Here is a 23,068-nt window from a genome sequence, read left to right as displayed (position 1 = left end):
CTGTGTGACACCGTGCCCATCCGGGCGCCCGTTCAGGCGAAGGCGTTGAGCCCCGTGAGCGCCTTCCCGATCACCAGCTGGTGCACCTCGGACGTGCCCTCGTAGGTGAGCACGGTCTCCAGGTTCGACAGGTGCCGCATGGGCGAGTAGTCCGCCGTGATGCCCGACCCGCCGAGGATCGTGCGCATGGTGCGGCACACGGCGAGCGCCGTCCGGACGTTGTCGAGCTTGCCGACACTGATCATCTCCGGGGTGATCCGCACGCCGGGGTAGGCGCCGTCCTTCACCCGCCCCAGGTGCAGCGCCAGGAGCACCGCCTTCCCGTAGGCCGCGGCGGCGTCGGCGAACTTGGCCTGCGTGAGCTGGAAACCGGCGATCGGCTTCTCGAACTGGACCCGCGTCGCCGCGTAGGCCAGCGCCTGCTCGAGGCTGTCGCGCAGCGCGCCGGTGGCCCCCCAGATGATCCCGAACCGCGCCTCGGTCAGGCAGCTGAGGGGGCCCTTCAGACCCGAAACCCCCGGTAGGACGGCCGATTCCGGCAGGCGCACGCCGTCCAGCACGATCTCTCCGGTCAGGCTGGCGCGCAGCGACAGCTTGCCGGTCACCTCGCTGACCGAGAACCCCTTCGAGTCGGTCGGGACGACGAACCCGCGCACCCCTTCGTCGGTCCGGGCCCAGATCACGGCGACATCGGCGACGGGGGCGTTGGTGATCCACATCTTGCCGCCGTCGAGCACCCAGTCGGAGCGGTCCCGGCGGGCCCGGGTACGCATGGACGACGGGTCCGACCCGACGTCCGGCTCGGTCAGCCCGAAGCAGCCGATCGCCTCGCCGGCGGCCATCCGCGGCAGCCATTCCTGCTTCTGCTCCTCGCTGCCGTAGCGGTGGATCGGGTACATCGCGAGGCTGCCCTGCACCGACACCAGCGACCGGACGCCGCCGTCGGCCGCCTCCAGCTCGCGGCACGCCACCCCGTACATCGTCGCGCTGGTGCCCGCGCAGCCGTAGCCCTCCAGGTGCATGCCGAGCAGGCCCAGGTCGCCGAAGGTCTTGGCCAGGTCACGGGCCGGCAGCGTGCCGTCCAGGTACCACCGCGCCACGTGCGGGCGGACGACGTCGGCCAGCATCCCGCGGACGCTCGCCGCGGTCGCCCGCTCCTCCTCGGTCAGGACCGAATCGAGAGCGAGCAGGGAGTCGGGGGTGAAGGACGGCTGTGCGGACGGCGTCGTCATGCCCGCCATCATGCCCGGCCCCTCAGCGACGGCGCAGCAGTCGGCCCACGGGGCCCGCTTCCTCGGCCTTGGCGAGGTCCGACTTCCACTCCCGGAAGCCCTCCTCGGTCCGGCCCTGGCGCCAATAGCCGGAGATGGACACGTCGGCGCGGGGGAGGCCACGCTCCTTCAGCAGGTAGGGCCGGATGCCGTGCATGACGGCTTGCGCCTCGCCGTGCACGAAGGCCTGCACGCGTCCGGGCAGCCAGTCCAGCGCCCGGACGGCCTCGACCAGGTCGTCGCCCGACTCCCGGTGCAGGAACACGACCTTCGCGTCGTCGGGCCGATCGTCGAGCGCGGGTTCGTGCGCCGCGTCGTCCACCAGGACGACGACCCGCGCCACGGCGGTCGGGCTCAGCACCGCGAGGGCGGCGGTGATGGCGGGAAGGGCCGACTCGTCCCCGGCCAGCAGGTGCCAGTCGGCGGCCGGGTCGGGGGAGTAGGCGCCGCCCGGCCCGTTGGCCAGCAGCGTGTCACCGGGCTGGGCGCGGGCCGCCCACGGCCCGGCGGTGCCCTGGTCGCCGTGCACGACGAAGTCGATCGCCAGCGTCCCCGCCGCGACGTTAGGAAAGAGCGCGGTGTAGGTGCGGACGACCGGCCGGTCCTGGTCGGCGACGGGGAACATCAGCTTCACGTACCGGTCGGTGTGCTCGCTGCCCGCGAAGGCGGACAGGTCGTCGCTGCGGAACCACACCCGGCGCAGGCCGGGCGTGACGTCCTCGGTGCTGGTGACCGTCAGGTGAGTAGGCACGCCCCCAGTATCCGCCTCGCTGTCGGTGGTCGCGGCTAGGGTCGTTCACCGGGGCAGTCCTCCCACATACAATCTCGATGTTTTCCCTTGCTGGATAACGCTTTTCGGGCTAGAATCGAACACATGTCGGAATGCTTCGCGGAGACCGGGTGGGTGGATGAGTCGCCCTTTCCGGAGCCGGAGCTGACTCCCGACGAGCTTGCGCACTGGCGCGAGTTGGAACGTGAGTTCGCGCGTGAGGGCCTGGCGGACGGGCGGGTGTGGGAGTTCGACTCCGCGCCCGGTGAGGCCCTGTCGCTGCGCCTGCATGCGTTGAACGACCGGGCCGTCGTGGCCGATGCCGATGACCGGGTGCTGCTGGCCGGTCTTCGAGGGGTGCAGCGGGCCAAGGCGGCGTTGGCGGCGCAGGAGTTGGAGCTGGTCGCCGAACTGACCCGGCGTCGAGCGCCGGTCACCGACACGGTGCCCGAGATGGCGTGGCGGGCTGTAGCGGATGAGATCGCGGCCGAGACCGGCATGTCCCGCTATGCGGCGACGAAGTTGCAGGACCTGTCGTTCGGGCTGAGCGACCGGTTCCCCGCCACGCTCGATGCGCTGGCGGCCGGGCGGTTCGACGTCCGGAAGGCCGAGGTCATCGCTGACGGCCTGACGAACGTGCGCGACGATACTGTGCGGCGCCGGTTGGAGGCCGCGGCGATCGAGGCCGCGGGCGGCCTCACCGTTCCTGGGCTGCGGGAGTTGCTGAAAGGCTGGGTGCTCGCAGCCGAACCGCAGGTGGCGGACGAACGCGCCGTAGAGGCCCGGTCGCGGCGGCGGGTTGTGTTCACCCCGGTCGAGGGCGACATGGTCGAGCTGTGGGCGCTGCTACCGGCCGAGGACGGGCTGAAGGTCCGCGCGGTCCTGGAAGCCACCGCCGCCCAGGTCAAAGATTCACGGACCGCGGATCAGCGGCGCGCGGATGTCCTGGTCGACCTGGTGACGGGCGAGCAGAGTGGGGTGCAGCCGAAGACGCGAGTGACGGTGACTGTCCCGTTGGATGTTCTGGCTGGGGACAGTGACCAGCCGGCCCATCTGGACGGGTACGGGCCCGCGACCGCGCTCCTGGCCCGGCGGTTGGCGGCGGACGCCGTCGAGACCGGGACGTTCCGGTGCGCGATCGTCGACTGACAACACGGGACGTTACTGGGGTTGGGTAAGGCGACGCATACCGCGCGATATGTGGCGTCGGCGGCGTTGAAGGACCATGTGCAGCAGCGGGACCGGCACTGTCGGTTCCCCGGCTGCCGGATCCAGGCGTCGGCGTGCGACTTCGACCACCGCACAGCACATTCTGCGGGTGGGGCGACGTGTGCCTGCAACGGCCAGTCGCTGTGTGGTCACCATCATCGGGTCAAGCACGAGACCCGCTGGAGCGTGCAAGCCACGACCGAAACGCTGGTCTGGACCACCCCGGCCGGCACCCAGGTGCCCGACCGACCGGCCCGGCTCACGCCGTCCGCACCACCGTTCTGAGCCCCAGAGTTCAGGCCGACTCGCGCCGGAAGGTCGACGTGCCGAACCAGAGGCCCAGGGCCACGAGGATGACCAGCGACACGAGACCCCAGGCGCCGGTCGAGGTCGCGATGTCGCCCTGGAAGTAGGCGCGCACGCCGTCCACGATGTGCTTGATCGGGTTGACGTCGGAGACGCGCTGCAGCCACGTCGGGGCGATCGACATCGGCAGCAGGATGCCTGACAGGAGCAGTACCGGGACGAAGAGGCCGTTGAACAGCGGGGCCAGGGCGTCCTCGGACTTCAGGCGCAGCGCGGCCCCGTACGAGAGGGCGGCGAAGGCGGCCCCGAGCCCGGCCACCACGACGATCGCGAGCACGATCCCGCCGAGCGGGGCCCGCAGCCCGAACGGTACGGCGACCAGGACGAGCGCGACCGCCTGGATCACCAGGGTCAGCACGTCGCGCAGCACCCGGCCGGTCAGCAGGGCGGTCCGGCTCGCCGGGGTCACCCGCTGGCGCTCGATCACGCCGGCCCGGTACTCGGCGATCAGCGCGAAGCCCACGAACGCCGCCCCGAACAGCCCCAGTTGGACGAGCAGGCCCGGGACGAAGATCTGCCACTCGTCGCCCGGCGGCAGCCCGGGGGTCGCGGCGACGACCTTCTTCAGCAGCGGCCCGAACAGCCCCAGGTACATGATCGGCTGGATCAGCCCGAGGAAGACCCAGACCGGGTTGCGCAGCGCCAGCCGCCACTGCCGGACGAAGACGATCCAGGTCTCGCGGAGGAAAGTCATTGCTGCTCCTCAGTTCTCGTCGCGCAGCGAGCGCCCGGTCACGGTCAGGAAGACGTCGTCGAGGGTGGGGCGCCGCACCTCGACGGCGGCCAGTTCGACCCCGCGCGCGTCGAGATCGCGCAGCAGGCCGGGCAGGACCGCTGCGCCCTTCGGGACGTGGACGACGAGTTGCTCACCTTCCAGGGCCGGTTCGTCGGCACCGGTCAGGCTCTTCAGCACGGCGACGGCGTCGTCGGAGCGGGCCGGGTCGGTCAGGGTCAGCGTGATCGCGTCGCCGGACACCCGCGCCTTGAGCTCCTCGGGGGCGCCCTCGGCGACGATCTGCCCGGCGTCGATGACGAGGATCCGGTCGCACAGGGCGTCGGCCTCGTCGAGGTAGTGGGTGGTCAGGAAGACCGTGGTGCCGCCGCCGCGCAGGGCGCGGATGTGCTCCCAGAGGTTGGCCCGCGACTGCGGGTCGAGACCGGTGGTCGGCTCGTCCAGGAAGATCAGCTGCGGGGTGTGGACCAGGCCCATCACGATGTCGAGCCGGCGGCGCTGTCCGCCGGACAGCGACTGGCACTGGCGCTTCCAGAGCCCGTCGAGGTCGAGCTGCGCGAACAGGTCCTGCCCGCGTCGGGTGGCCTCGGCCTTCGACAGCCCGTAGAGCCGCGCCTGGTCGACGCACTCCTCGCCGGCGATGGCCTGCGGCAGGGTCATCCCGCCCTGCGCCACGTACCCGATGTTGCGCCGGACGCCGACCGGGTCCTTGCGCAGGTCGTGCCCGGCGACCGTGGCCTCACCGGCGGTGGGGGCGATCAGCGTGGTGAGCATGCGCAGCGTCGTCGTCTTCCCGGCGCCGTTGGGGCCGAGGAACCCGACGATCTCCCCGGCGGCCACATCCAGGTCGACACCGCGCACCGCCTCGACCGGACCCGTGCGGGACGTGAACGTACGGGCGAGCCCGCGAGCCGTGATCATCCGATGGATCCCTCCGTGTGAGTCGATCGCACCCCAGCGTAGGTGGGGGCTCAAGTCCGGCGGCGTGCCGTCCGACGAAACGCGCATGAGTCGGACCCAGGCGGAGACGCAGGTGGCTGAGCTGCTGCGGACCGCCCGCCGGGCCCTCGGCCTCAGCCTGGCCTTCCTGAGCCGGCTCGACGAACAGCACCAGCACATCCAGGTGATGGAGTCGGCCCTGCCCGTCTTCCGGGACGGCCACGTCGCACCGCGTGAGACTTCGCTGTGCCAGTACATCCTGGACGAGAAGCTGCCTCCGGTGATCCCCGACCTGCGCGCCCACCCCGAGGTGATGTCGCTGCCCGGCCCGCGCTGGGCGCACCTGCGCAGCTACGTGTCGGTCCCGGTGACCCTGTCCGACGGCACCCTGTGGGGGACGTTCTGCGCCGCCGGCCTGAAACCGCACAAGAAGCTGGCCGAGAAGGACCGGGCGTTGCTGGAGGTGCTGGCCCACGCGGCGTCGATCGTGATCGAGCGGGACGTGGTGGAGACCGCGCGGCTCCAGGAGATCCGGTCCCGGCTGGAACCCCTGATCGCGGCGGGCGGTCCGGTCGTCGTCCTGCAGCCGATCGTCGACCTGGCCGACGGCCGGCGGGTCGGGGCCGAGGCGCTCAGCCGGTTCCCGCCGGCCTGGGACCGGACACCGGACGTCGTCTTCGCGGAGGCGCACGAGGTCGGCCTCGGGCACGGGCTGGAGCGGATGGCCCTGGCCAGCGCGATGCGCTACCTCGACGGCCTGACCGGTTACCTGGCGATGAACGTCTCGCCGCGCACGCTCGTCACGCCCGAGTGCCTCGCGCTGCTGGCCGAGGCTCCGCTGGACCGGGTGGTGCTGGAACTGACCGAGCACGAGGCCGTCGAGGACTACGACACGCTGCGCGCGGCCCTGGGCGGGTTGCGCGGTCAGGCGGCGCGGTTGGCCATCGACGACGTCGGGTCGGGCTTCTCGTCGCTGCGCCACATCGTCCTGACCGCCCCGGACGTGATCAAGCTGGACCGCACGATCGTGGCCGGCGTGCACGCGGATCCCGTTCTCCAGGCGCTGGTCTCGTCGATGGTCCGGTTCGGTCACGACTCCGGCGCCAAGGTGGTCGCCGAGGGGGTCGAGACCCGGCAGGACGCCGACGCGCTCGCCACCCTGGGTGTGGACTACGGGCAGGGCTGGTTCTTCGGTGCCCCCGTGGCCCCCGACCAGCTGGCCCCGGCGCGGAAAATGCTTGGCGAGGAACGACCTCGGGACGCGACACTGCGGACGTGATCACCACGCCGCTGCTCGCCGTCCCTGGCCTGCGGTCGACCGACGACCCGGAGGACGTGCTCGAACTGCTGTTCCTCGAACCGTTCACGGCCGGGCGCGAACCGTTCGCCCGGCAGCGGGAACTGGACGACGTCCCCCAGACCGAGCCCTGCCTGCCGGACGCGCGCGACTGGCCGCACCGGGTGGTCCGGGAGACCACGGCCGAGAGCCGCCGCTGCCGCCTCGTACGGGGGGCCGAGTGGTCGCTGCGCGTGCGGCGCTGGCGGGACGGTACGACGCACCTGTCGGTGACTGCGGCCCGGGTCGAACTGGCCCGCGACGTCATGGCTTCCGCGGTCCGCGACGCCCTGCCCGCCCCGCCCGACCCCGACGAGGTGCCGGTGGGCTTCTGGCATCTGCGTGAAGACTGCGCCCGGCGGACGCACCGGGTCGTCGGGGCACCGGCCTGGTCCGACGTTCGGGGCAACTACGCGGGCCGGGTGGCGGCCGCGCTGGACCCGCTGATGGGGCTGCGCCCGGACGACGTGAGGGGGCGGCTGCTGCTCCTGCACGGCGCACCAGGGACCGGGAAGAGCACCCTGCTCCGCAGCCTGGCCCGGGAGTGGCGGGACTGGTGCGCCGTCGACTGCGTGCTCGACCCCGACCGGCTCTTCGAGAAGCCCTCGTATTTGCTGGACGTGGTGCTGGGCGAGGACGACGAGTACGAGGACGAACCGCACCGTCCGTGGCGGTTGCTGCTCCTGGAGGACTGCGACGAGCTGATCCGGTCCGAGGCGAAGTCCACGACCGGGCAGCAACTCTCACGCCTGCTGAACCTGACCGACGGGCTGCTCGGCCAGGGTCGCAACGTGCTGGTGGCCATCACCACCAACGAGCCGCTGGCCGCCCTGCACCCCGCCGTGACCCGCCCGGGCCGTGCGCTGGCGTCGGTCGAGGTCGGCGCGCTGCCGCCGGTCGAGGCGCGGGAATGGCTGGCCGGGCACGGGGTTCAGGCACCGGCCGGTCTGATCGGTCCGGACGGCGCCACCCTGGCCGAGCTGTTCGCCGCCGCCGGTCGCGGTGGCCCGGTCCGCGTCGACGCCCCACCCGCCGAGGTCGGCCTCTACCTCTAGTGCCCCAGCAGCGGGGCGAGCAGGCGGGCGGTGACGGACGGGTGGCGGGTCAGCCGTTCCTCGGCGTCGGCGGTCGACATGGCCAGCAGCCCGGCGTTCACGCCGAGCCAGCGCAGGGGCTCCGGTTCCCACTGCGGGGAACGGTGATCGACCCACGGCAGCGTCGTCAACGAGGTCTCGGCCCCCAGGCCCAACTGCCGCAGGGACAGGTCGCGCAGCGTGCGCCCGGCCAGATTGGTCGTGGCCAGGCCGTCGCCCACGTAGCCGCCGGCCCAGGCCAGGCCGGTCGCGGGGTCGAGCCCGACGCTGGCGTGCCAGTCCCGGGGGATGCCCAGCGGGCCACCCCAGGCGTGCGTGAAGTCGTCGCGTGACAACCCGGGGAACAGCTCCCGCAGCGTCAGACGGAGTTTGGCGAAGACCCGCTCCGAGCGGTCGTTCGCCGGCGCGATGGTCGAACCGAAGTGGTAGGGCGCGCCCCGGCCGCCGAAGGCCAGCCGGTCGTCCGCGGTGCGCTGCCCGTAGATGATCAGGTGCCGCTCGTCGGTGAACGTCTGCCCGCGCGCCAGCCCGGCGACGTCCCAGAACGACTGCGGTAGGGGCCGGGTGGCGACCATCAGGGAGTACACCGGGACGACGTCGCGCCGGCTGCCGGGCAGCCGCGCCGTCCACGCCTCGGTCGCCCGCACCACGACCTTCGCGTGGACGGTCCCGGTCGACGTGACGGCCCGGCCCGGCTCCAGGCGCAACGCCGGCGACTCCTCGAACAGCGACACCCCGCGGCCCTCGACCACCCGGGCCAGGCCGCGCACCAGCCGCGCGGGCTGCAGGCGGGCGCAGTGCGGCGTGTACGCGGCGCCGAGAACGCCCGCCACGCCGACCTGTTCGGCCGCCTCGGTGGCCGAGAGCCAGGTCAGCCCGTCGGGACTCCCGAGCGCCTCGTCGTCCTCGACGCCGGCCCGGGCCCGGTCGCGCTGCACCGTGGTCCGGGCCAGGTAGAGCGTGCCGCCGCGCCGGTAGTCGCAGGCGATCTCCTCGGCCGCGGCCACGTCCCCGACCTCGCGCACGGTGTCGTTCATCGCCGCACGCATGGCCAGCGCGGCCTCGGCCCCGTACCGGCGCACCAGCGCGCCGGTGGTGACCGGGAACAACGCCGAGCACCACCCGCCGTTGCGGCCGCTGGCCCCGAACCCGGCGATCCGCGCCTCCAGGACGACGATCCGCAGGTCGGGGCGCGCCCGGGCCAGGTAGTAGGCCGTCCACAGCCCGGTCAGGCCGCCGCCGACGATGCACACGTCGGCGTCGAAGTCGCCGTCGAGCGGCCGGCGCGGTCGCAGCGGGTCGCCGTCCTCGGCGACCTGGTCGAACCAGAGCGACAGCCCCCGATGGCTCATGCGCGGGGCGGCCACGTACCGATGGCCGGCGGAGCGGTGGGATCGACGCCGGCCGGCAGGTCGGGCGCCGGGACGGGGGAGCCCCAGACATGTTCCAGCGGAACGATCCCCGCCCAGACCGGCCGGGCGACGTCGTCGGGCTCGTCGTCGGGCCCGACCTTGGCCGAGACCTTCAGCGACCACTCGGCCAGCGGCAGCTCCAGCAGCAGGGTGGCGGCCGACTCCTTGCGGGTGGGCGGGCGCTGCCAGTCCACCCCCGGCAGCAGGCCGGCCGAGATCGCCTGCAGCCCGGCCTCCTTCGCGTCGCCCTCCAGGACCGAGCAGCGCCCGAGCACCATCGCCGACCGGTAGTTCATCGACGACTCGAACTGGCTGCGGGCCAGCACCAGACCGTCGAGGACGGTCACGGTGACGCAGGTCGGCGCGCCCGTGGCGAGCGCCCGGAAGGCCCGCGAACCGGTCGATCCGTGCAGGAGCAGGCGGTCGCCGTCCCGCGCGAAACCGGTCGGCACCACCAGGGGCCAGCCGTCGTCGACCACCGCGACGTGGGCCACGAGCGCGGTGTCGAGCAGCGCGTCGAGCGCGGCGCGTTCGGTGACCTGTTTCTCGGCGGCCCGCCGGACCCGGGTGTCCGGCGCGCCGCTCAGAGGTGGCTCCAGGCCTCGGTGAGCACGCTGCGCAGGATGCCCTCGATCTCGTCGAACTCGGGCTGCCCGATGATCAGCGGCGGGGCCAGCTGGATGACCGGGTCGCCCCGGTCGTCGGCGCGGCAGTACAGGCCGGCGTCGAAGAGGGCCTTGGACAGGAAACCCCGCAGCAGGCGCTCGGACTCGTCGTCGTCGAACGTCTCCCGGGTGGCCTTGTCCTTGACCAGTTCGAGCCCGTAGAAGTACCCCTCGCCGCGCACGTCGCCGACGATCGGCAGGTCCAGCAGCTTCTCCAGCGTGGCCCGGAACGCGGGGGCGTTGTCGTGCACGTGCTGGTTGAGGCCCTCGCGCTCGAAGATGTCGAGGTTGGCCATCGCGACCGCGGCCGAGACGGGATGCCCGCCGAAGGTGTAGCCGTGCGGGAAGTACGTGGTGCCCTTCCGGAACGGCTCGAACAGCCGGTCGCTGGCGATCATCGCGCCGATCGGGGAGTACCCGCTGGTCATCCCCTTGGCGCAGGTGATGATGTCGGGCACGTAGCCGAAGTCGTTGCAGGCGAACATGTCCCCGATCCGGCCGAACGCACAGATCACCTCGTCCGAGACCAGCAGCACGTCGTACTCGTCGCAGATCTCGCGGACCCGTTCGAAGTAACCGGGCGGCGGCGGGAAACAGCCGCCCGAGTTCTGCACCGGCTCCAGGAAGACTGCGGCGACCGAGTCCGGGCCCTCGAACTCGATGGCCTCGGCGATGCGGTCGGCGGCCCAGCGGCCGAACCGTTTGGGGTCGTCGCGCAGCTCGACGGGCGCCCGGTACTGGTTGGTGTTCGGCACCTTGAAGGTCCCCGGGACCAGCGGCTCGAACGGGATCTTCGCGTCGGGGATGCCCGTGATGGACAGCGCGCCCTGCGGCGTGCCGTGGTACGCGATGGACCGGGAGATGACCTTGTGTTTGGTCGGGCGGCCCATCAGCTTCCAGTACTGCTTGGCCAGCTTCCACGCGGTCTCGACGGCCTCGCCGCCGCCGGTGGTGAAGAAGACCCGGTTCAGGTCGCCCGGCGCGTAGGAGGCCAGCCGGTCGGCCAGCTCGATCGCGCGGGGGTGGGCGTAGGACCACAGCGGGAAGAACGCGAGCTCGCGGGCCTGCACGGCGGCGGCGTCGGCCAGTTCCTGCCGCCCGTGACCGACCTGGACGACGAACAGCCCGGCCAGCCCGTCCAGGTAGCGCTTGCCCCCGTCGTCCCAGATGTAGGCGCCCTCGCCGCGCGTGATGACGGGGACGTGCCCGCCCTCCTCGAACGTCGAGTGCCGGGTGAAGTGCATCCAGAGGTGGTCGCGCGCTGCGTCTTGCATGGTCATCGGGTACCCCAGTTGTAGAGCTGTTTGCGGAGTTTCAGGTAGACGAACGTCTCCGTCCGCCGGACGCCGGCCAGCCCGCGGATCTTGGAACTGACCAGCTCGAGGAGGTGGTCGTCGTCCTCACAGACCACCTCGACCAGCAGGTCGAAGGAGCCTGCGGTGACCACGACGTAGTCGACCTCGGCGAACGAGGCGAGCTCGTCGGCGACCGCGGCGATGTCGCCCTCCACCTCGATACCGATCATGGCCTGCCGGGAGAACCCGACCTGCAGCGGATCGGTGACGGCGACGATCTGCATGACCCCGGTGTCCAGCAGGCGCTGAACCCGTTGCCGGACCGCCGCTTCCGAGAGGCCGACGGCCTTGCCGATGGCCGCGTACGGGCGCCGGCCGTCCTCCTGCAGCTGTTCGATGATCCGTTTCGAGGTCTCGTCGAGCACCTGCGCCGTGCGCTGCCGGTTCGATCGAGTCGCCACGTCTCGATGGTGGCGCTCACCAGGGCGCCGTGCAAGTGATTTCGTCGTCCGGAAGTGCTTCCAGCACGGAATCAGTCGGCGTAGGGTTTCGTCATGAGCAGCCTCCGTGTTCTGAAGAACTTCGTCAACGGCGAGTACGTCGAGGCTCGCGCGGGCGCCACGAGTGACGTCGTCGACCCGTCGTCCGGCGCGGTGGTCGCCCAAGCGCCCGTCTCGGGCCCGGACGACGTGAGCGCGGCCTACGCCGCGGCGTCGGCGGCCTTCGAGGGCTGGGGTCAGACCACGCCCGCGGAACGGCAGAAGGCGTTGCTGAAGATCGCGGATGCGATCGAGGCCCGCGCCGACGACCTGATCACGCTGGAGGCGGCCAACACCGGGAAGCCGTTCGCGCTCACCGCGAGCGAGGAGATCCCGCCGATGGTCGACCAGATCCGGTTCTTCGCCGGCGCGGCGCGCGTGCTCGAGGGGCGCGCGGCGGGGGAGTACATGGCCGGGCACACCAGCTGGATCCGGCGCGAGCCGATCGGCGTCATCGGCCAGGTCACGCCCTGGAACTACCCGATGATGATGGCGGTCTGGAAGTTCGCACCGGCGATCGCGGCGGGCAACACCGTCGTCCTGAAGCCGAGTGACACCACCCCCGAGACGACCCTCCTGCTGGCCGAGATCTGCGCCGAGTTCCTGCCGCCGGGCGTGTTCAACGTGATCACCGGCGACCGGGACACGGGCCGGGCGCTGGTCAGCGACAAGGCGGCGCAGATGGTGGCCATCACCGGGTCCGTGCGGGCCGGCATGGAGGTCGCGGGCGCCGCGGCGGCCGACGTGAAGCGGGTGCACCTCGAGCTGGGCGGCAAGGCGCCGGTGATCGTGTTCGACGACGCCGACGTCGAGGCCGCCGCCGAGGCGATCGCCGTGGCGGGCTACTTCAACGCCGGCCAGGACTGCACCGCCGCCACCCGCGTGCTGGCCGGCCCCGGCGTCCACGACGACTTCGTCGCCGCGCTGGCCCAGCAGGCCCGCGACGCCGTGGTCGGGCTGCCCGACAACGAGGACGCCCTGCTCGGCCCCGTGAACAGCGCCAACCAGCTGGAGCGGGTGTCCGGGTTCATCGACCGGCTGCCGGACAACGCCAGCGTCGACGCCGGCGGGCAGCGGGTGTCCGAGCTGGGCGGGGGCTTCTTCTGGCAGCCGACCGTCGTCTCCGGCCTGCAGCAGAGCGACGAGATCATCCAGAACGAGGTGTTCGGCCCGGTCATCACCGTGCAGCGCTTCGACGACGAGGAGAAGGCGCTGGCCTGGGCCAACGGCGTGGAGTACGGCCTGGCCTCGAGCGTGTGGACCAAGGACTTCGGCCGGGCGATGCGGATGTCGAAGCGGCTCGACTTCGGCTGCGTGTGGATCAACACGCACATCCCGCTGGTGGCCGAGATGCCGCACGGCGGGTTCAAGCACTCCGGTTACGGCAAGGACCTGTCCATGTACGGGTTCGAGGACTACACGCGCATCAAGCACGTGATGGCCGCCATCGACTGAAGGCCGGTCACCGCACAGGCGCGGCCCGTGCGGTGACCGGCCGGCCCTCAGACGGTGAAGGTCCCGATCAGCGACTGCAGGTTGCTGGACAGGCCGGCCAGGTCGCTGGCGGCCCGCTGAGCCTCGCCGATGCCCCGGGTCGAGGAGTCGGCGGCCTCGGCCACGGACGCGACGTCGGAGGCGATGGCGCCCGCCCCCGCGGCCGCCTCGGAAATGTTGCGCGAGATCTCGTTGGTGGTGGCCGTCTGCTCCTCGACCGCACTGGCGATCGTGGTCTGGAAGGAGCTCACGTCCTCGATCGTGCGGGAGATCCGCTCGATGGCCTGCACGGCGGCGTCGGTGTCGCCCTGGATGGCCTCGACCCGCTGGGAGATGTCCTCGGTGGCGCGGGCGGTCTCCTGAGCGAGCTGCTTGACCTCTTCGGCGACGACGGCGAAGCCCTTGCCGGCCTCCCCGGCGCGCGCCGCCTCGATGGTCGCGTTCAGCGCCAGCAGGTTCGTCTGCTCCGCGATCGAGGTGATCACCTTGACGACGTTGCCGATCTCCGCGCTGGACGCGCCGAGCCGGGCGACGGTCCCGGTCGCGGTGGCGGCCTCGTCGACGGCCGTGGACGCGACGCGGGAGGCCTCGGAGGAGGACTGGGCGATCTCGCGAATGCTGGCGCTCATCTGCTCCGTGCCGGCGGCGACGGTCTGCACGTTGCTGGACACCTGGGCCGCCGTCGAGGAGAGCGTGAGCGCCTGCGCCGAGGTCTCCTCCGAGTTGGAGGCGACCTGGGCGCTGACCGCCGACAGCTCCTCGGCGCTGCCGGCCAGGGTGGTCGAGGTCTCGCGGATCGAGGTCACCGTCGCGGCGATCTTGGCGACGAACCGGTTGAAGTTCTTGCCCAGGGTGCCCAACTCGTCGGCACGGTCCTCGTCCACCCGCTCGGTGAGATCGCCGTCGCCGTCGGCCATCTCGGCCAGACGCTCGGTCAGCGCGCGCACCGGGGCGGTGACGCTGCGGGTGATCAGCCAGCCGAGGGCCACCAGCAGGAACGTGGCGAACAGGCTGCCGAAGAGGATCACGGAACGCGTGGTCGAGGCGGCGCTCTCGCTCTCGTGCTCGCGGACGCCGAGCAGGCTGCGCTCGGTCTGGTCCATCGTGGCGATCAGGGCCCGGATCTGGTCCATCACGGCCTTGCCCTTGTTGTCCAGGACGATGGCCCGCGCGGGCTCGAAGCCCTTCGTCCGGCGCACATCGATGGTCGACTGCATCTCGGCGAACTTGGCCTGCGTGAGCGTGCGCAGTTGCGCGATGCGCTCCTGCTGCTTCGCGTTGTCGGCGGTCAGGTGGGCGACCGCGTCGATGTCGGCGCTGATCCCTGCGGCGGCGGCCGTGTACGGGGCCAGGTAGCTGTCCTTGCCCGTGATCAGGTAACCCCGCTGGCCCGCCTCGGCGTCCTTGAAGTCGGACAGCACCTCGCTCAGGCCCTCCAGGACCTGGTAGGTGTGCACCACCATGCCCTGATTGCGGTGCAGCTTCCCGACGTTGAGGTAGGCGACCCCGCCGATCACGACGAGGAGGGTCAGGGCGGTGGCGAAGCCGGCGGCCAGCCGGTTGCCGATGGTGTTGATGCGCATGTGTCCACTCCCGTGGTCGCTCGAAGGGTCGCTCGTGGTTGGGCGTGCTCTCGAAATCGGCGAACACCGGGAGAACTTGATCTTGAAACGCGGGCCGATTTGATCTTGAAACAGACCGGCCGGGCGGCTCTCGGGAGGAGCTGACGGGGCGAGCGCACGGCGCAGATAGGCAACGATCATTGCCGTCGTGTAACGAATTCGGTCGCCGGTGGAGTGCAGGCCTACGGATCTCGTCGCGAACCTTGCCGAGCTTCTGGGGGCATGTCAGCATTCGGGAAACCTTCGCTCCAATCAGCCGATGATCGGCTGATTCTTCGCCCAGCGGAGGAGGAAGGCGGCGATTTCGATGCCGGCACCGGACCAGAGCCGAGCCGCGGCCATGGCCAGGCTCTCGCCGTCCCAGCGCTCCGCCGTCCGCTCGATCGTGCAGGGCTCGATGAGCAGGCGCGCGTTCCTCGGGGGCGCCGGAGGGCTCGGGCTCTCGGCGTTCCTGGCCGCGTGCGGGACGGCGGGCCTCTCCAGCGGGCCCCGACCGTCGCCGGCGGTCGACAAGTCGGCCACCGAGAAGGTGGTCAACTGGGCCAACTGGGCCGCGTACCTCGACTACGACTCCGACCTCAAGGGGTACCCGACCCTGAAGGCGTTCACGAAGAAGACCGGCATCAAGGCCACGTACGACGAGGCCATCGAGGACAACGACAGCTACTACGGCAAGGTCCAGGGCCAGCTGCGCAACGGCGACGACATCGGTAAGGACATCGTCGTGTTCACCGACTGGATGGCCTCCCGCATGATCCGGCAGGGCTACGTCCAGGAGCTGGACCACGCGAAGATGCCGAACGCCGGGAACATCCTGAAGAACCTGGCGGACGTCGACTTCGACAAGGGCCGCAAGTACTCGCTCACCTGGCAGTCCGGCTACGCGGGCCTGGCCTGGGACAAGCGAAAACTCCCGCAGGGCCTGCGGAACGTGTCCGACCTGTGGAACCCGGCGCTGAAGGGCCGGGTCGAAGTGCTGTCCGAGATGCGTGACACGATCGGGCTGATCATGCTCGAGCAGGGCGTCGACATCAGCGGCGACTTCATCGCCGACGACTTCTCGAAGGCGCTGGAAGTGCTGGAGAAGCAGGTCGGTTCGGGCCAGATCCGCCAGGTGAAGGGCAATTCCTACCGGGAGGACCTGGTCTCGGGCGACGCGATCGCCGTGATCGCCTGGTCCGGCGACATCACGTCGCTCAACTTCGAGAGCGGTGACCACTGGGAGTTCCGGCTGCCCGACGCCGGCGGCACGCTCTGGAGCGACAACCTCATGGTGCCGATCGGCTCGCCGCACAAGGCCAACGCCGAGGCGCTGATGAACTACTACTACGACCCCGAGGTCGCCGCGACGGTCGCCGCCTACGTGAACTACATCTGCCCGGTGCAGGGGGCGCAGGAGGCGATGCAGTCCATCGACCCGTCACTCGTCGACAACCCCAACATCTTTCCCACCCCGGCCGACCTCACGAAGGCCCACGTGTTCCGAACCCTGCAACCCGCCGAGGAGACCGAGTTCTCCACCGACTTCCAGAAGGTGCTGGGCCTGTGACGAGTGACCTGACGCTGACGGGCGTGACCAAGTCGTTCGCCGACTTCACCGCCGTCGACGACCTCGACCTGACCATCCCGGCCGGCGAGTTCTTCGCCCTGCTGGGCCCTTCCGGCTGCGGCAAGACCACGACCCTGCGGATGATCGCGGGTCTGGAGGAGCCGACGGTGGGCACGATCCACCTCGGCGACCTCGACATCACGCACGCCAAGCCGTACAAGCGCCCCGTCAACACCGTGTTCCAGAACTACGCCCTGTTCCCGCATCTCGACATCTACGAGAACGTCGCCTTCGGCCTGCGCCGCCGGCGCATCAAGGACGTCAAGAAGCAGGTGGACGACGCCCTCGAGCTGGTCGAGCTCGGTCACCTCGCGCGGCGCAAGCCCGCGCAGCTGTCGGGCGGTCAGCAGCAACGCATCGCGCTGGCCCGGGCGATCGTCAACCGGCCCGACGTCCTGCTGCTCGACGAGCCGCTCGGGGCCCTGGATCTCAAGCTGCGCCGCCAGATGCAGCTGGAGCTGAAGCGGATCCAGACCGAGGTCGGGCTGACCTTCGTGCACGTCACGCACGACCAGGAGGAGGCCATGACGATGGCCGACCGGGTCGCCGTGATGAACCTCGGCAAGATCGAACAGCTCGGCACGCCGCAGGAGTTGTACGAGACGCCGCGCAGCACGTTCGTGGCCAACTTCCTCGGCCAGTCCAACCTGGTCGAGGGCACGATCACGGCCTCGGAGGCCGACGTCGTCGCCCTCGACGTCCAGGGGCGCGGCGTGACGATTCCCGGTGACCGGTGCATGGCCGTCGGCGGTGCGGGCGAACCGATCCTGCTCGGTGTCCGGCCCGAGAAGCTGAAGCTGTACGCCGACGGGGACCCAGCTGCGGCGGGGGAGAACGTGCTGCCCGGCGGAGTGGTCACCGACGTCAGTTACCTCGGCGTCTCCACCCAGTACCTGGTCCGGATGCCGTGGGGTCAGACTCTTACCGTGTTCGTCCAGAACCTCGTCGCCGGAGCGGGTTTCGCGGTCGGGGCCGGCGTCGAGGTCGGGTGGCAGCCGGTCAACTCGTTCGGCCTGCGGGGCGATGCCACCGCGGGCGTCGAGGTCGACCCGGACGAGCTGGTCGTCGTCCCGTGAGCCTCGCTCCCGCGGCCCGGCCGGGGCTGGACCCGACCCCGCCGCCCGCCGCGAAGGCCTCGTCCTGGAGCCGTCGGCGGCTGCTGCTGGTCCTGCTGCTGCCCGGGCTCGCCTGGCTCACCGTGTTCTTCGTCGTGCCGATCCTGACCCTGTTCGCGACGTCCCTGCAGACGCCCGCCCCCAGCGGTGAGATCGGCGCGTTCCAGCCGGACCTGCACTTCGGCATCTACTGGGACGCGATCCAGGAGTACCACGAGCAGTTCGTCCGCTCGTTCGTCTACGCGGGCATCGCCACGGTGCTCTGCCTGGCGATCTCCTACCCGCTGGCCTACTTCATGGCCTTCAAGGCCGGCGGGGCGCGGAACATGCTGCTGGTGCTGGTGGTCGCGCCGTTCTTCACCAGCTTCATCCTGCGCACGCTGGCCTGGCGCCAGATCCTCGGCGACGACGGGCGGGTCGTGTCGTTCCTGCACTGGCTGCACGTCCTGCCGCAGGGCACCGCGCTGACCGCCAGCCCGGTCGCGGTGGTCGCGGGCATCACCTACAACTTCCTGCCGTTCATGATCCTGCCGCTGTACTCCAGCCTGGAGCGGATCGACCCGCGACTGATCGAGGCGGGCGGCGACCTGTACGGCAACGGGCTGACCGTGCTGCGGAAGGTGACCTTCCCGCTGTCGCTGCCCGGCGTCGTCGCGGGCACGCTGCTGACCTTCATCCCGGCGGCCGGCGACTACGTGAACGCCGCGCTGCTGGGCAACTCGCGGACCCAGATGATCGGCAACGTGGTCGAGAGCCGGTTCTTCCGGATCGTCGACTACCCGACGGCCGCGGCGCTGTCGTTCATCCTGATGGCGGCCATCCTGATCCTGGTGTTCCTGTACGTGCGTCGGGCCGGGACGGAGGAACTGGTGTGATCCGCTGGATCCGCAGCCACTGGCTGCACTTCTACGCCGTCCTGGCGTTCGCGTACCTGTTGACGCCGGTCGCGTACGTGATGGTGTTCAGCTTCAACAGGTCGGGCAAGAGCAACCTCGTCTGGCGGGGCTTCACGTTCGACAACTGGACCAACCCGTGCGGCGCCCCCGGCGTCTGCGGGGCGGTCGTGAACAGCCTGAAGATCGGTCTCAGCGCGACGGTGATCGCCACCGTGCTGGGCACGATGATCGCGTTCGCGCTGACCCGCAACCGGTTCCGCGGCCGGACGACGACCAACCTGCTGCTGTTCCTGCCGATGGCCACCCCCGAGGTCGTGCTCGCGGCGTCGTTGCTGGCCCTGTTCCTGAACATGAAGCTGCCGCTGGGCTACCCGACCATCGTGATCGCGCACGTGATGTTCTCGATCAGCTTCGTTGTGGTCGCGGTCAAGGCGCGGATCGCCACGCTGGACCCCCGGCTGGAACAGGCGGCGGCCGACCTCTACGCGACCGAGTGGCAGACGTTCCGGCGGATCACGCTGCCGCTGGTCGCCCCCGGGATCGCGGGCGCGGCGCTGCTGGCCTTCAGCCTGTCGTTCGACGACTTCATCATCACCAACTTCGTGTCCGGCAACGTGAACACGTTCCCGAAGTTCGTCTACACCTCCGCCCAGCGCGGTATCTCGGCGCAGGCCTACGTGGTGGGCGCGTTCATGTTCATCCTGGCCCTGACCATCGTCGGCGTCGGGGAGTTCCTGCGGTCGCGGCGGGCCCGGAGCCTCGCCAGCTGAGTATTCGCTCGGTCGCAGGCTGTGAGAAGCGGGATCTTAAGGCCCTCTTCAGCGTGACAAGTGCAGGTCAGCGCCCATACTGGCGGGTAGGGAACCACCCCGAGTACAGCAACGACGCCGTGCCGAGAGGACCGCCAGCATGCCCGCGCCGGACCGCCGCGCCTTTCTCAAGGCTCTGGGCGTGCTCGGCCTCGGGGCCGCCGGGCTCCCGCTGGCGGCCTGCGGGAACGGTGCCGACAGCCCCGGTTCGGGCCCCTCGCCCGCGCGGGACGTCTCGACCCGCGACCTGCTGGTGAACTGGGCCAGTCGTCCGCTCTACCTGGACTACGACGCCGACCAGAAGTCGCACCCGACGCTGGACGTCTTCACCCGGACGGTCGGCATCAAGGTCACCTACGAGGAGTCGATCCAGGACGGCGAGAGCTTCTACGAGGAGGTCCAGCCCCAGCTGCGCTCGGGCCGGGACATCGGGGCGGACCTCGTCGTGCTGCGCGACCACGTCGCCGCCCGGTTGATCCGGCAGGGCTACGTGCAGCGGCTCGACCGCAGCAAGATCCCGAACGCCGCCAACCTGCTGCCCGCCCTCGCCGACCCGAACTGGGACCCGGGCCGGCAGTACTCGCTGCCCTGGCAGTCCGGTTACACCGGGCTGGCCTGGCGACGCGACGCCGTCGACGACGGCCTGCGCTCGGTCTCGGACCTGTGGCGCAAGGACCTGAAGGGCAAGGTCGTCGTGCTGTCGGAGATGCGCGACACGATGGGCCTGCTGCTGGGCGAACAGGGCGCCGACGTCGGCGGTGCGAACGGCACCGGCTTCACCGACGACGATTTCTCGAAGGCGTTGGAGGTGCTGGAGAAGCAGCTGTCCAGCGGTCAGATCCGCCGGGTGGCGGGCGCCGAGTACGCCGACGACCTGGTCTCGGGGGACGCCGTCGCCGTCATCGCACGTTCCGGCGACATCGCCCAGCTCAACGAGATGCACGGGCACAAGTGGGATTTCGCGCTGCCGGACGGCGGCGGCCTGCGCTGGAGCGACGACCTGCTGATACCGATCGGCGCCCCGCACAAGGAGAACGCGGAGATCCTCATCAACTACTACTACGGGCCCAAGGTCGCGGCCACCGTCGCCGAGGCGATCCGCTTCGTGTGCCCGGTGACCGGCGCGCAGGAGCAGATGCAGACCATCGACTCGCGGGTCGCCGTGGACGACAGGGTGTTCCCGACGCCCGAGCAGTTCGCGAAGGTGCCTGCCTTCCGGGACCTGCAACCGGCCGAGGAGGCCCAGTTCGACAGTGACTTCCGGACGGTCATCGGGGTGTAGCGGGCGGCTGTGAGCCCGCGGCTATTGTCCTGCGGTGCCCACCGCCGACCACATGTCGTCCCGCTCAGGCGGCCGGACCCGTTGGGCGCAGCCGCTGCACGTGGCTCTGCTGCTGGTGAGCGCACTGGCCGTGACCGATGCGGTCACCGTGGTCGTCGTCGTCCCCCGGCCGCCTCAGGTGCCGCATCTGACCCTCGCGGTGGCGCTGTTCGCTGCTCTCGGGGTGGTCAACGTCCTGCTCGGTGTCCTGGCCTGGTGGCGTCGCCCGCACAACCGGACCGGGGTGCTGCTGTGTGTCTGCGGCTTCCTCTTCATCCTGGCGATGGCGGCGAACTCCGAACTGCCGGTGCTCTATCCGGTGGGCTTCGTGGCCGGACAGGCGACCGTCGCCGCCGTCCTGCACGTCCTGCTGGCGTTTCCGTCGGGTCGGCTGAGCGGCCCGGCCGACCGCGTGCTCGTGATGGCTGCGTACGGGGTGACGGCCGGATTCGACACGGTCCGGATCGCGCGCATCCTGACCGGTGACCTGCTTCCGGGTCAGGAGAGCGGGTTCGACCGCTGGTTCCTGATCGGGCAGCGGACGCTCGGTGCCCTCGTCCTGCTGGCGGCCGGCGCGCACCTGGTCACCCGGGTGCGCGGCAGCCGGATGCGTCGCCCCGTGGCCGAGCGGCGGGCCCTGGCCGCCGTCTACGGCTGGGGTGTCGTCGTCCTGTGGTTCATCCCGTTGTCGGCCAACGTGATCGCCCCGGCGTTGCGGTGGCAGCCGCTGCCGCTGTTCGTGGCCCAGACGCTGGCCCTGCTCACCATGCCGATCGCCTTCTCCGCCGGCCTGCTGCGCGGGGGGTTCGCCCACATCGGCCGGATCGAGGAACTGGGGGCCACGCTGGCCTCGGGCGCCGGCGGGTACCCCGACCTGCGCTCCGCCGTGGCCGGGGCCCTCGGCGACCCGAGCGCCGACCTGGTGATACCGGCACCGAGCGGCGCGCCCGCCCCCGGCCGCGGGCGCGTGCTCTGTCGAGGCAGCTCCGGGACCTTCGGCGCGATCGAGTACGACCTCGAGTTCATCGCCGATCCGCGGCCCGTGATCCAGGTGGCCGACGTGGTCTCGCTGGCGCTGGAACGCGACCACCTCCTCGCCGAGCTGGTGGCCGGTCGTGAGCAGGTGGTGGCCTCCCGGGCCCGGCTGGTCGAGGTGGCCGACGCGGAGCGCCGACGGGTGGTCACCCAGTTGCACGACGTCGTCCAGTCGCGGCTCGTGCTGGCCGCCGCCCAACTCGGCGCGGCGGTCGCGCGCCCGGGCGTCCCGGCGGACGACGGCCCGGCGCAGGGTCTGGTCCTCCAGGTCCGCGACCGGCTGGATGAGACCCTGGACGAGATCCGCAGGTTGATCCAGGGCCTGCTGCCCGCGACGTTGACCGATCTGGGCCTCGTCGCCGCCGTGGAGGAACTGCTCGAACGCACCCCGCTGCGCTCACGGCTGACGCTGGACGACGCCGGCCGCGGCGCCGACGTGCCGGACACCGTGGCGTTCGGTGCCTACGCGATCGTGGCGGAGGCGGTCGCGAACGCCGTGAAGCACTCCCGGGCGACGGAACTCGTGGTCGACCTGGCCCGGCAGCCGGGGCGCCTCGTCATCACGGTCGCCGACGACGGTCGCGGCGGCGTGCGGCCGGGTGGCGTGCGCCCGGACGGCACCGGCCTGGGACTGCAGAGCATGGCCGACCGCGCCGAGGCGATGGGCGGTCGGCTCACCATCGAGAGTCCGCCCGGAGAAGGCACTCTCGTGCGGGCGGAGCTGCCGTGCGGGTCGTGATCGTCGAGGACGAGGCGCTCTTTCGGCACGGACTGGTCTCGCTGCTGGCGGGCTCGGAAATCGATGTCGTGGGTACCGCCGGGGACGCGGGCTCCGCGCTGGACGTGGTGCGGCGGGCCCGACCGGACCTGCTGATCACCGACGTCCGCATCCCGCCCGGTGGCACCACCGACGGCCTGGACACCGCACTGCAGCTGCGGCGCGAGCAACCCGGCCTGGCGGTGATGGTGCTCTCCCAGTTCGTCGCCCGCCGCCACGGCGCGCAACTGCTCCGTCAGGACGCGCGCGGCGTCGGCTACCAGCTCAAGCAGCGCGTCGGACACGTCCCGACCTTCCTCGCGGACCTGCGTCGCGTCGCCGGCGGCGGCACCGCCTTGGACCCCGACGTCGTCCGGCTGCTGCTCGGGCACGCGGGCGACCCGGTGGAGCGCCTGACCCCGCGCCAGCGTGAGGTGCTCGCCCTGGTGGCCCAGGGTCGCTCCAACGCGGCCATCGCGGCCCGGCTGGGCATCGGGGAGAAGGCGGTCGTGGCCCACACCTCGCGGATCTACGACGAACTCGGCATCCACGAGGACGGCGACGACCACCGTCGGGTGCTGGCCGTCCTGCGGTTCCTGGCCGGGGACTGAGCTCTGGACCCGGGCATGGACCTGGGTCCATTCCGGAAGCCCCGCCGTCCTGCCTAGAGTCCGCGCGGGTCGTTGCGGCCCGGCGGACAGCGGTGAGCGGACGGAGAAGCCAGGCATGACGGTCACACCCACGGCAGCACGAACCTCAGGGACCGGACGCCGGTGGCGCCC

At 71.1% G+C, this 23,068-nt stretch carries 20 protein-coding genes; 11 read left to right on the top strand and 9 right to left on the bottom strand.

Annotation, left to right across the window (positions count from 1 at the left end):
• Positions 1 to 32: 32 nt before the first annotated feature.
• Positions 33 to 1,232: an acyl-CoA dehydrogenase family protein gene (locus tag ACIB24_RS11685; protein ID WP_398279937.1), complete on the bottom strand. Its 1,200-nt coding sequence runs from the start codon at positions 1,230 to 1,232 to the stop codon at positions 33 to 35.
• Positions 1,233 to 1,254: 22 nt separating this feature from the next.
• Positions 1,255 to 2,022, bottom strand: a complete 768-nt coding sequence (locus ACIB24_RS11680; protein ID WP_398279935.1) for a siderophore-interacting protein — start codon at positions 2,020 to 2,022, stop codon at positions 1,255 to 1,257.
• Between the two features lie 123 nt (positions 2,023 to 2,145).
• Between ACIB24_RS11680 and ACIB24_RS11675 the strand changes: the two genes are divergently transcribed.
• Positions 2,146 to 3,189 (top strand): DUF222 domain-containing protein, encoded by a 1,044-nt coding sequence (locus ACIB24_RS11675; protein WP_398279932.1) that lies wholly within the window; start codon positions 2,146 to 2,148, stop codon positions 3,187 to 3,189.
• Between the two features lie 355 nt (positions 3,190 to 3,544).
• Here ACIB24_RS11675 and ACIB24_RS11670 read toward each other — a convergent pair whose 3' ends face one another.
• Positions 3,545 to 4,309, bottom strand: a complete 765-nt coding sequence (locus tag ACIB24_RS11670; RefSeq protein WP_398279929.1) for an ABC transporter permease — start codon at positions 4,307 to 4,309, stop codon at positions 3,545 to 3,547.
• A 9-nt stretch (positions 4,310 to 4,318) separates the two neighbouring features.
• Complete coding sequence (locus ACIB24_RS11665; protein WP_398279926.1) at positions 4,319 to 5,269, bottom strand: ATP-binding cassette domain-containing protein; 951 nt, start codon at positions 5,267 to 5,269, stop codon at positions 4,319 to 4,321.
• A gap of 85 nt (positions 5,270 to 5,354) precedes the next feature.
• On the opposite strand from ACIB24_RS11665, the gene ACIB24_RS11660 reads away from it, so the two are divergent.
• Positions 5,355 to 6,566, top strand: a complete 1,212-nt coding sequence (locus ACIB24_RS11660; RefSeq protein ID WP_398279923.1) for a sensor domain-containing phosphodiesterase — start codon at positions 5,355 to 5,357, stop codon at positions 6,564 to 6,566.
• Positions 6,563 to 7,678 carry a DUF5925 domain-containing protein gene (locus ACIB24_RS11655; RefSeq protein ID WP_398279920.1) on the top strand — a complete coding sequence of 372 codons (1,116 nt, stop codon included), beginning with the start codon at positions 6,563 to 6,565 and terminating at the stop codon, positions 7,676 to 7,678. The genes ACIB24_RS11660 and ACIB24_RS11655 overlap by 4 nt, the downstream gene beginning before the upstream one ends.
• Here ACIB24_RS11655 and ACIB24_RS11650 read toward each other — a convergent pair.
• From ACIB24_RS11650 to ACIB24_RS11635, 4 genes are read right to left on the bottom strand one after another with little or no spacing between them, the layout of a single operon-like run.
• Positions 7,675 to 9,069 carry an NAD(P)/FAD-dependent oxidoreductase gene (locus tag ACIB24_RS11650; protein WP_398280424.1) on the bottom strand — a complete coding sequence of 465 codons (1,395 nt, stop codon included), beginning with the start codon at positions 9,067 to 9,069 and terminating at the stop codon, positions 7,675 to 7,677. The two genes, ACIB24_RS11655 and ACIB24_RS11650, sit on opposite strands and share 4 nt — an antisense overlap.
• On the bottom strand, positions 9,066 to 9,716 hold the full coding sequence (locus ACIB24_RS11645) for a pyridoxamine 5'-phosphate oxidase family protein (RefSeq protein ID WP_398280421.1): 651 nt from the start codon (positions 9,714 to 9,716) through the stop codon (positions 9,066 to 9,068). Before ACIB24_RS11645 ends, ACIB24_RS11650 begins: the two co-directional genes overlap by 4 nt.
• The gene (locus tag ACIB24_RS11640) at positions 9,713 to 11,074 is read right to left on the bottom strand and encodes an aspartate aminotransferase family protein (protein WP_398279917.1); all 1,362 of its coding nucleotides are present in this window, start codon (positions 11,072 to 11,074) and stop codon (positions 9,713 to 9,715) included. The genes ACIB24_RS11645 and ACIB24_RS11640 overlap by 4 nt, the downstream gene beginning before the upstream one ends.
• Positions 11,071 to 11,550, bottom strand: a complete 480-nt coding sequence (locus tag ACIB24_RS11635; protein WP_398279914.1) for an Lrp/AsnC family transcriptional regulator — start codon at positions 11,548 to 11,550, stop codon at positions 11,071 to 11,073. Before ACIB24_RS11635 ends, ACIB24_RS11640 begins: the two co-directional genes overlap by 4 nt.
• Before the next feature lie 93 nt (positions 11,551 to 11,643).
• On the opposite strand from ACIB24_RS11635, the gene ACIB24_RS11630 reads away from it, so the two are divergent.
• Positions 11,644 to 13,083 carry a gamma-aminobutyraldehyde dehydrogenase gene (locus tag ACIB24_RS11630; protein ID WP_398279911.1) on the top strand — a complete coding sequence of 480 codons (1,440 nt, stop codon included), beginning with the start codon at positions 11,644 to 11,646 and terminating at the stop codon, positions 13,081 to 13,083.
• A 47-nt stretch (positions 13,084 to 13,130) separates the two neighbouring features.
• On the opposite strand, the gene ACIB24_RS11625 is transcribed toward ACIB24_RS11630, so the two are convergent.
• Positions 13,131 to 14,705 (bottom strand): methyl-accepting chemotaxis protein, encoded by a 1,575-nt coding sequence (locus ACIB24_RS11625; RefSeq protein WP_398279908.1) that lies wholly within the window; start codon positions 14,703 to 14,705, stop codon positions 13,131 to 13,133.
• Between the two features lie 379 nt (positions 14,706 to 15,084).
• Between ACIB24_RS11625 and ACIB24_RS11620 the strand changes: the two genes are divergently transcribed.
• The 7 genes from ACIB24_RS11620 (at position 15,085) to ACIB24_RS11590 (ending at position 22,897) form a co-directional block, all read left to right on the top strand.
• Positions 15,085 to 16,293 (top strand): PotD/PotF family extracellular solute-binding protein, encoded by a 1,209-nt coding sequence (locus ACIB24_RS11620; RefSeq protein ID WP_398279905.1) that lies wholly within the window; start codon positions 15,085 to 15,087, stop codon positions 16,291 to 16,293.
• The gene (locus ACIB24_RS11615) at positions 16,290 to 17,429 is read left to right on the top strand and encodes an ABC transporter ATP-binding protein (RefSeq protein WP_398279902.1); all 1,140 of its coding nucleotides are present in this window, start codon (positions 16,290 to 16,292) and stop codon (positions 17,427 to 17,429) included. Before ACIB24_RS11620 ends, ACIB24_RS11615 begins: the two co-directional genes overlap by 4 nt.
• Positions 17,426 to 18,343, top strand: a complete 918-nt coding sequence (locus tag ACIB24_RS11610; protein WP_398279899.1) for an ABC transporter permease — start codon at positions 17,426 to 17,428, stop codon at positions 18,341 to 18,343. The genes ACIB24_RS11615 and ACIB24_RS11610 overlap by 4 nt, the downstream gene beginning before the upstream one ends.
• Positions 18,340 to 19,134 carry an ABC transporter permease gene (locus ACIB24_RS11605; protein ID WP_398279896.1) on the top strand — a complete coding sequence of 265 codons (795 nt, stop codon included), beginning with the start codon at positions 18,340 to 18,342 and terminating at the stop codon, positions 19,132 to 19,134. The genes ACIB24_RS11610 and ACIB24_RS11605 overlap by 4 nt, the downstream gene beginning before the upstream one ends.
• A 139-nt stretch (positions 19,135 to 19,273) precedes the next feature.
• Entirely contained in the window at positions 19,274 to 20,455 is a 1,182-nt protein-coding gene (locus tag ACIB24_RS11600) for a spermidine/putrescine ABC transporter substrate-binding protein (RefSeq protein ID WP_398279893.1), read from the top strand.
• 34 nt (positions 20,456 to 20,489) lie between these two features.
• Positions 20,490 to 22,268: a sensor histidine kinase gene (locus ACIB24_RS11595; protein ID WP_398279890.1), complete on the top strand. Its 1,779-nt coding sequence runs from the start codon at positions 20,490 to 20,492 to the stop codon at positions 22,266 to 22,268.
• On the top strand, positions 22,256 to 22,897 hold the full coding sequence (locus tag ACIB24_RS11590) for a response regulator (protein ID WP_398279887.1): 642 nt from the start codon (positions 22,256 to 22,258) through the stop codon (positions 22,895 to 22,897). The genes ACIB24_RS11595 and ACIB24_RS11590 overlap by 13 nt, the downstream gene beginning before the upstream one ends.
• Positions 22,898 to 23,068 lie beyond the last annotated feature (171 nt).

The organism is Spongisporangium articulatum, from assembly GCF_044465595.1.
In the GTDB taxonomy this organism is placed as follows: Bacteria; Actinomycetota; Actinomycetes; order Actinomycetales; family Kineosporiaceae; genus Spongisporangium; species Spongisporangium articulatum.
The sequence above is the reverse complement of the archived record's forward strand: the minus strand, read 5'-3'. Positions and strand labels throughout refer to the sequence as shown.

Bases quoted from the DNA above. Each gene is read 5' to 3' on its own strand.
- ACIB24_RS11640 (WP_398279917.1), bottom strand. From the start codon at position 11,074: ATGACCATGCAAGACGCAGCGCGCGACCACCTCTGGATGCACTTCACC.
- ACIB24_RS11665 (WP_398279926.1), bottom strand. From the start codon at position 5,269: ATGATCACGGCTCGCGGGCTCGCCCGTACGTTCACGTCCCGCACGGGT.
- ACIB24_RS11600 (WP_398279893.1), top strand. From the start codon at position 19,274: ATGCCCGCGCCGGACCGCCGCGCCTTTCTCAAGGCTCTGGGCGTGCTC.
- ACIB24_RS11650 (WP_398280424.1), bottom strand. From the start codon at position 9,069: ATGAGCCATCGGGGGCTGTCGCTCTGGTTCGACCAGGTCGCCGAGGAC.
- ACIB24_RS11685 (WP_398279937.1), bottom strand. From the start codon at position 1,232: ATGACGACGCCGTCCGCACAGCCGTCCTTCACCCCCGACTCCCTGCTC.
- ACIB24_RS11660 (WP_398279923.1), top strand. From the start codon at position 5,355: ATGAGTCGGACCCAGGCGGAGACGCAGGTGGCTGAGCTGCTGCGGACC.
- ACIB24_RS11620 (WP_398279905.1), top strand. From the start codon at position 15,085: ATGGCCAGGCTCTCGCCGTCCCAGCGCTCCGCCGTCCGCTCGATCGTG.
- ACIB24_RS11625 (WP_398279908.1), bottom strand. From the start codon at position 14,705: ATGCGCATCAACACCATCGGCAACCGGCTGGCCGCCGGCTTCGCCACC.
- ACIB24_RS11670 (WP_398279929.1), bottom strand. From the start codon at position 4,309: ATGACTTTCCTCCGCGAGACCTGGATCGTCTTCGTCCGGCAGTGGCGG.
- ACIB24_RS11630 (WP_398279911.1), top strand. From the start codon at position 11,644: ATGAGCAGCCTCCGTGTTCTGAAGAACTTCGTCAACGGCGAGTACGTC.
- ACIB24_RS11675 (WP_398279932.1), top strand. From the start codon at position 2,146: ATGTCGGAATGCTTCGCGGAGACCGGGTGGGTGGATGAGTCGCCCTTT.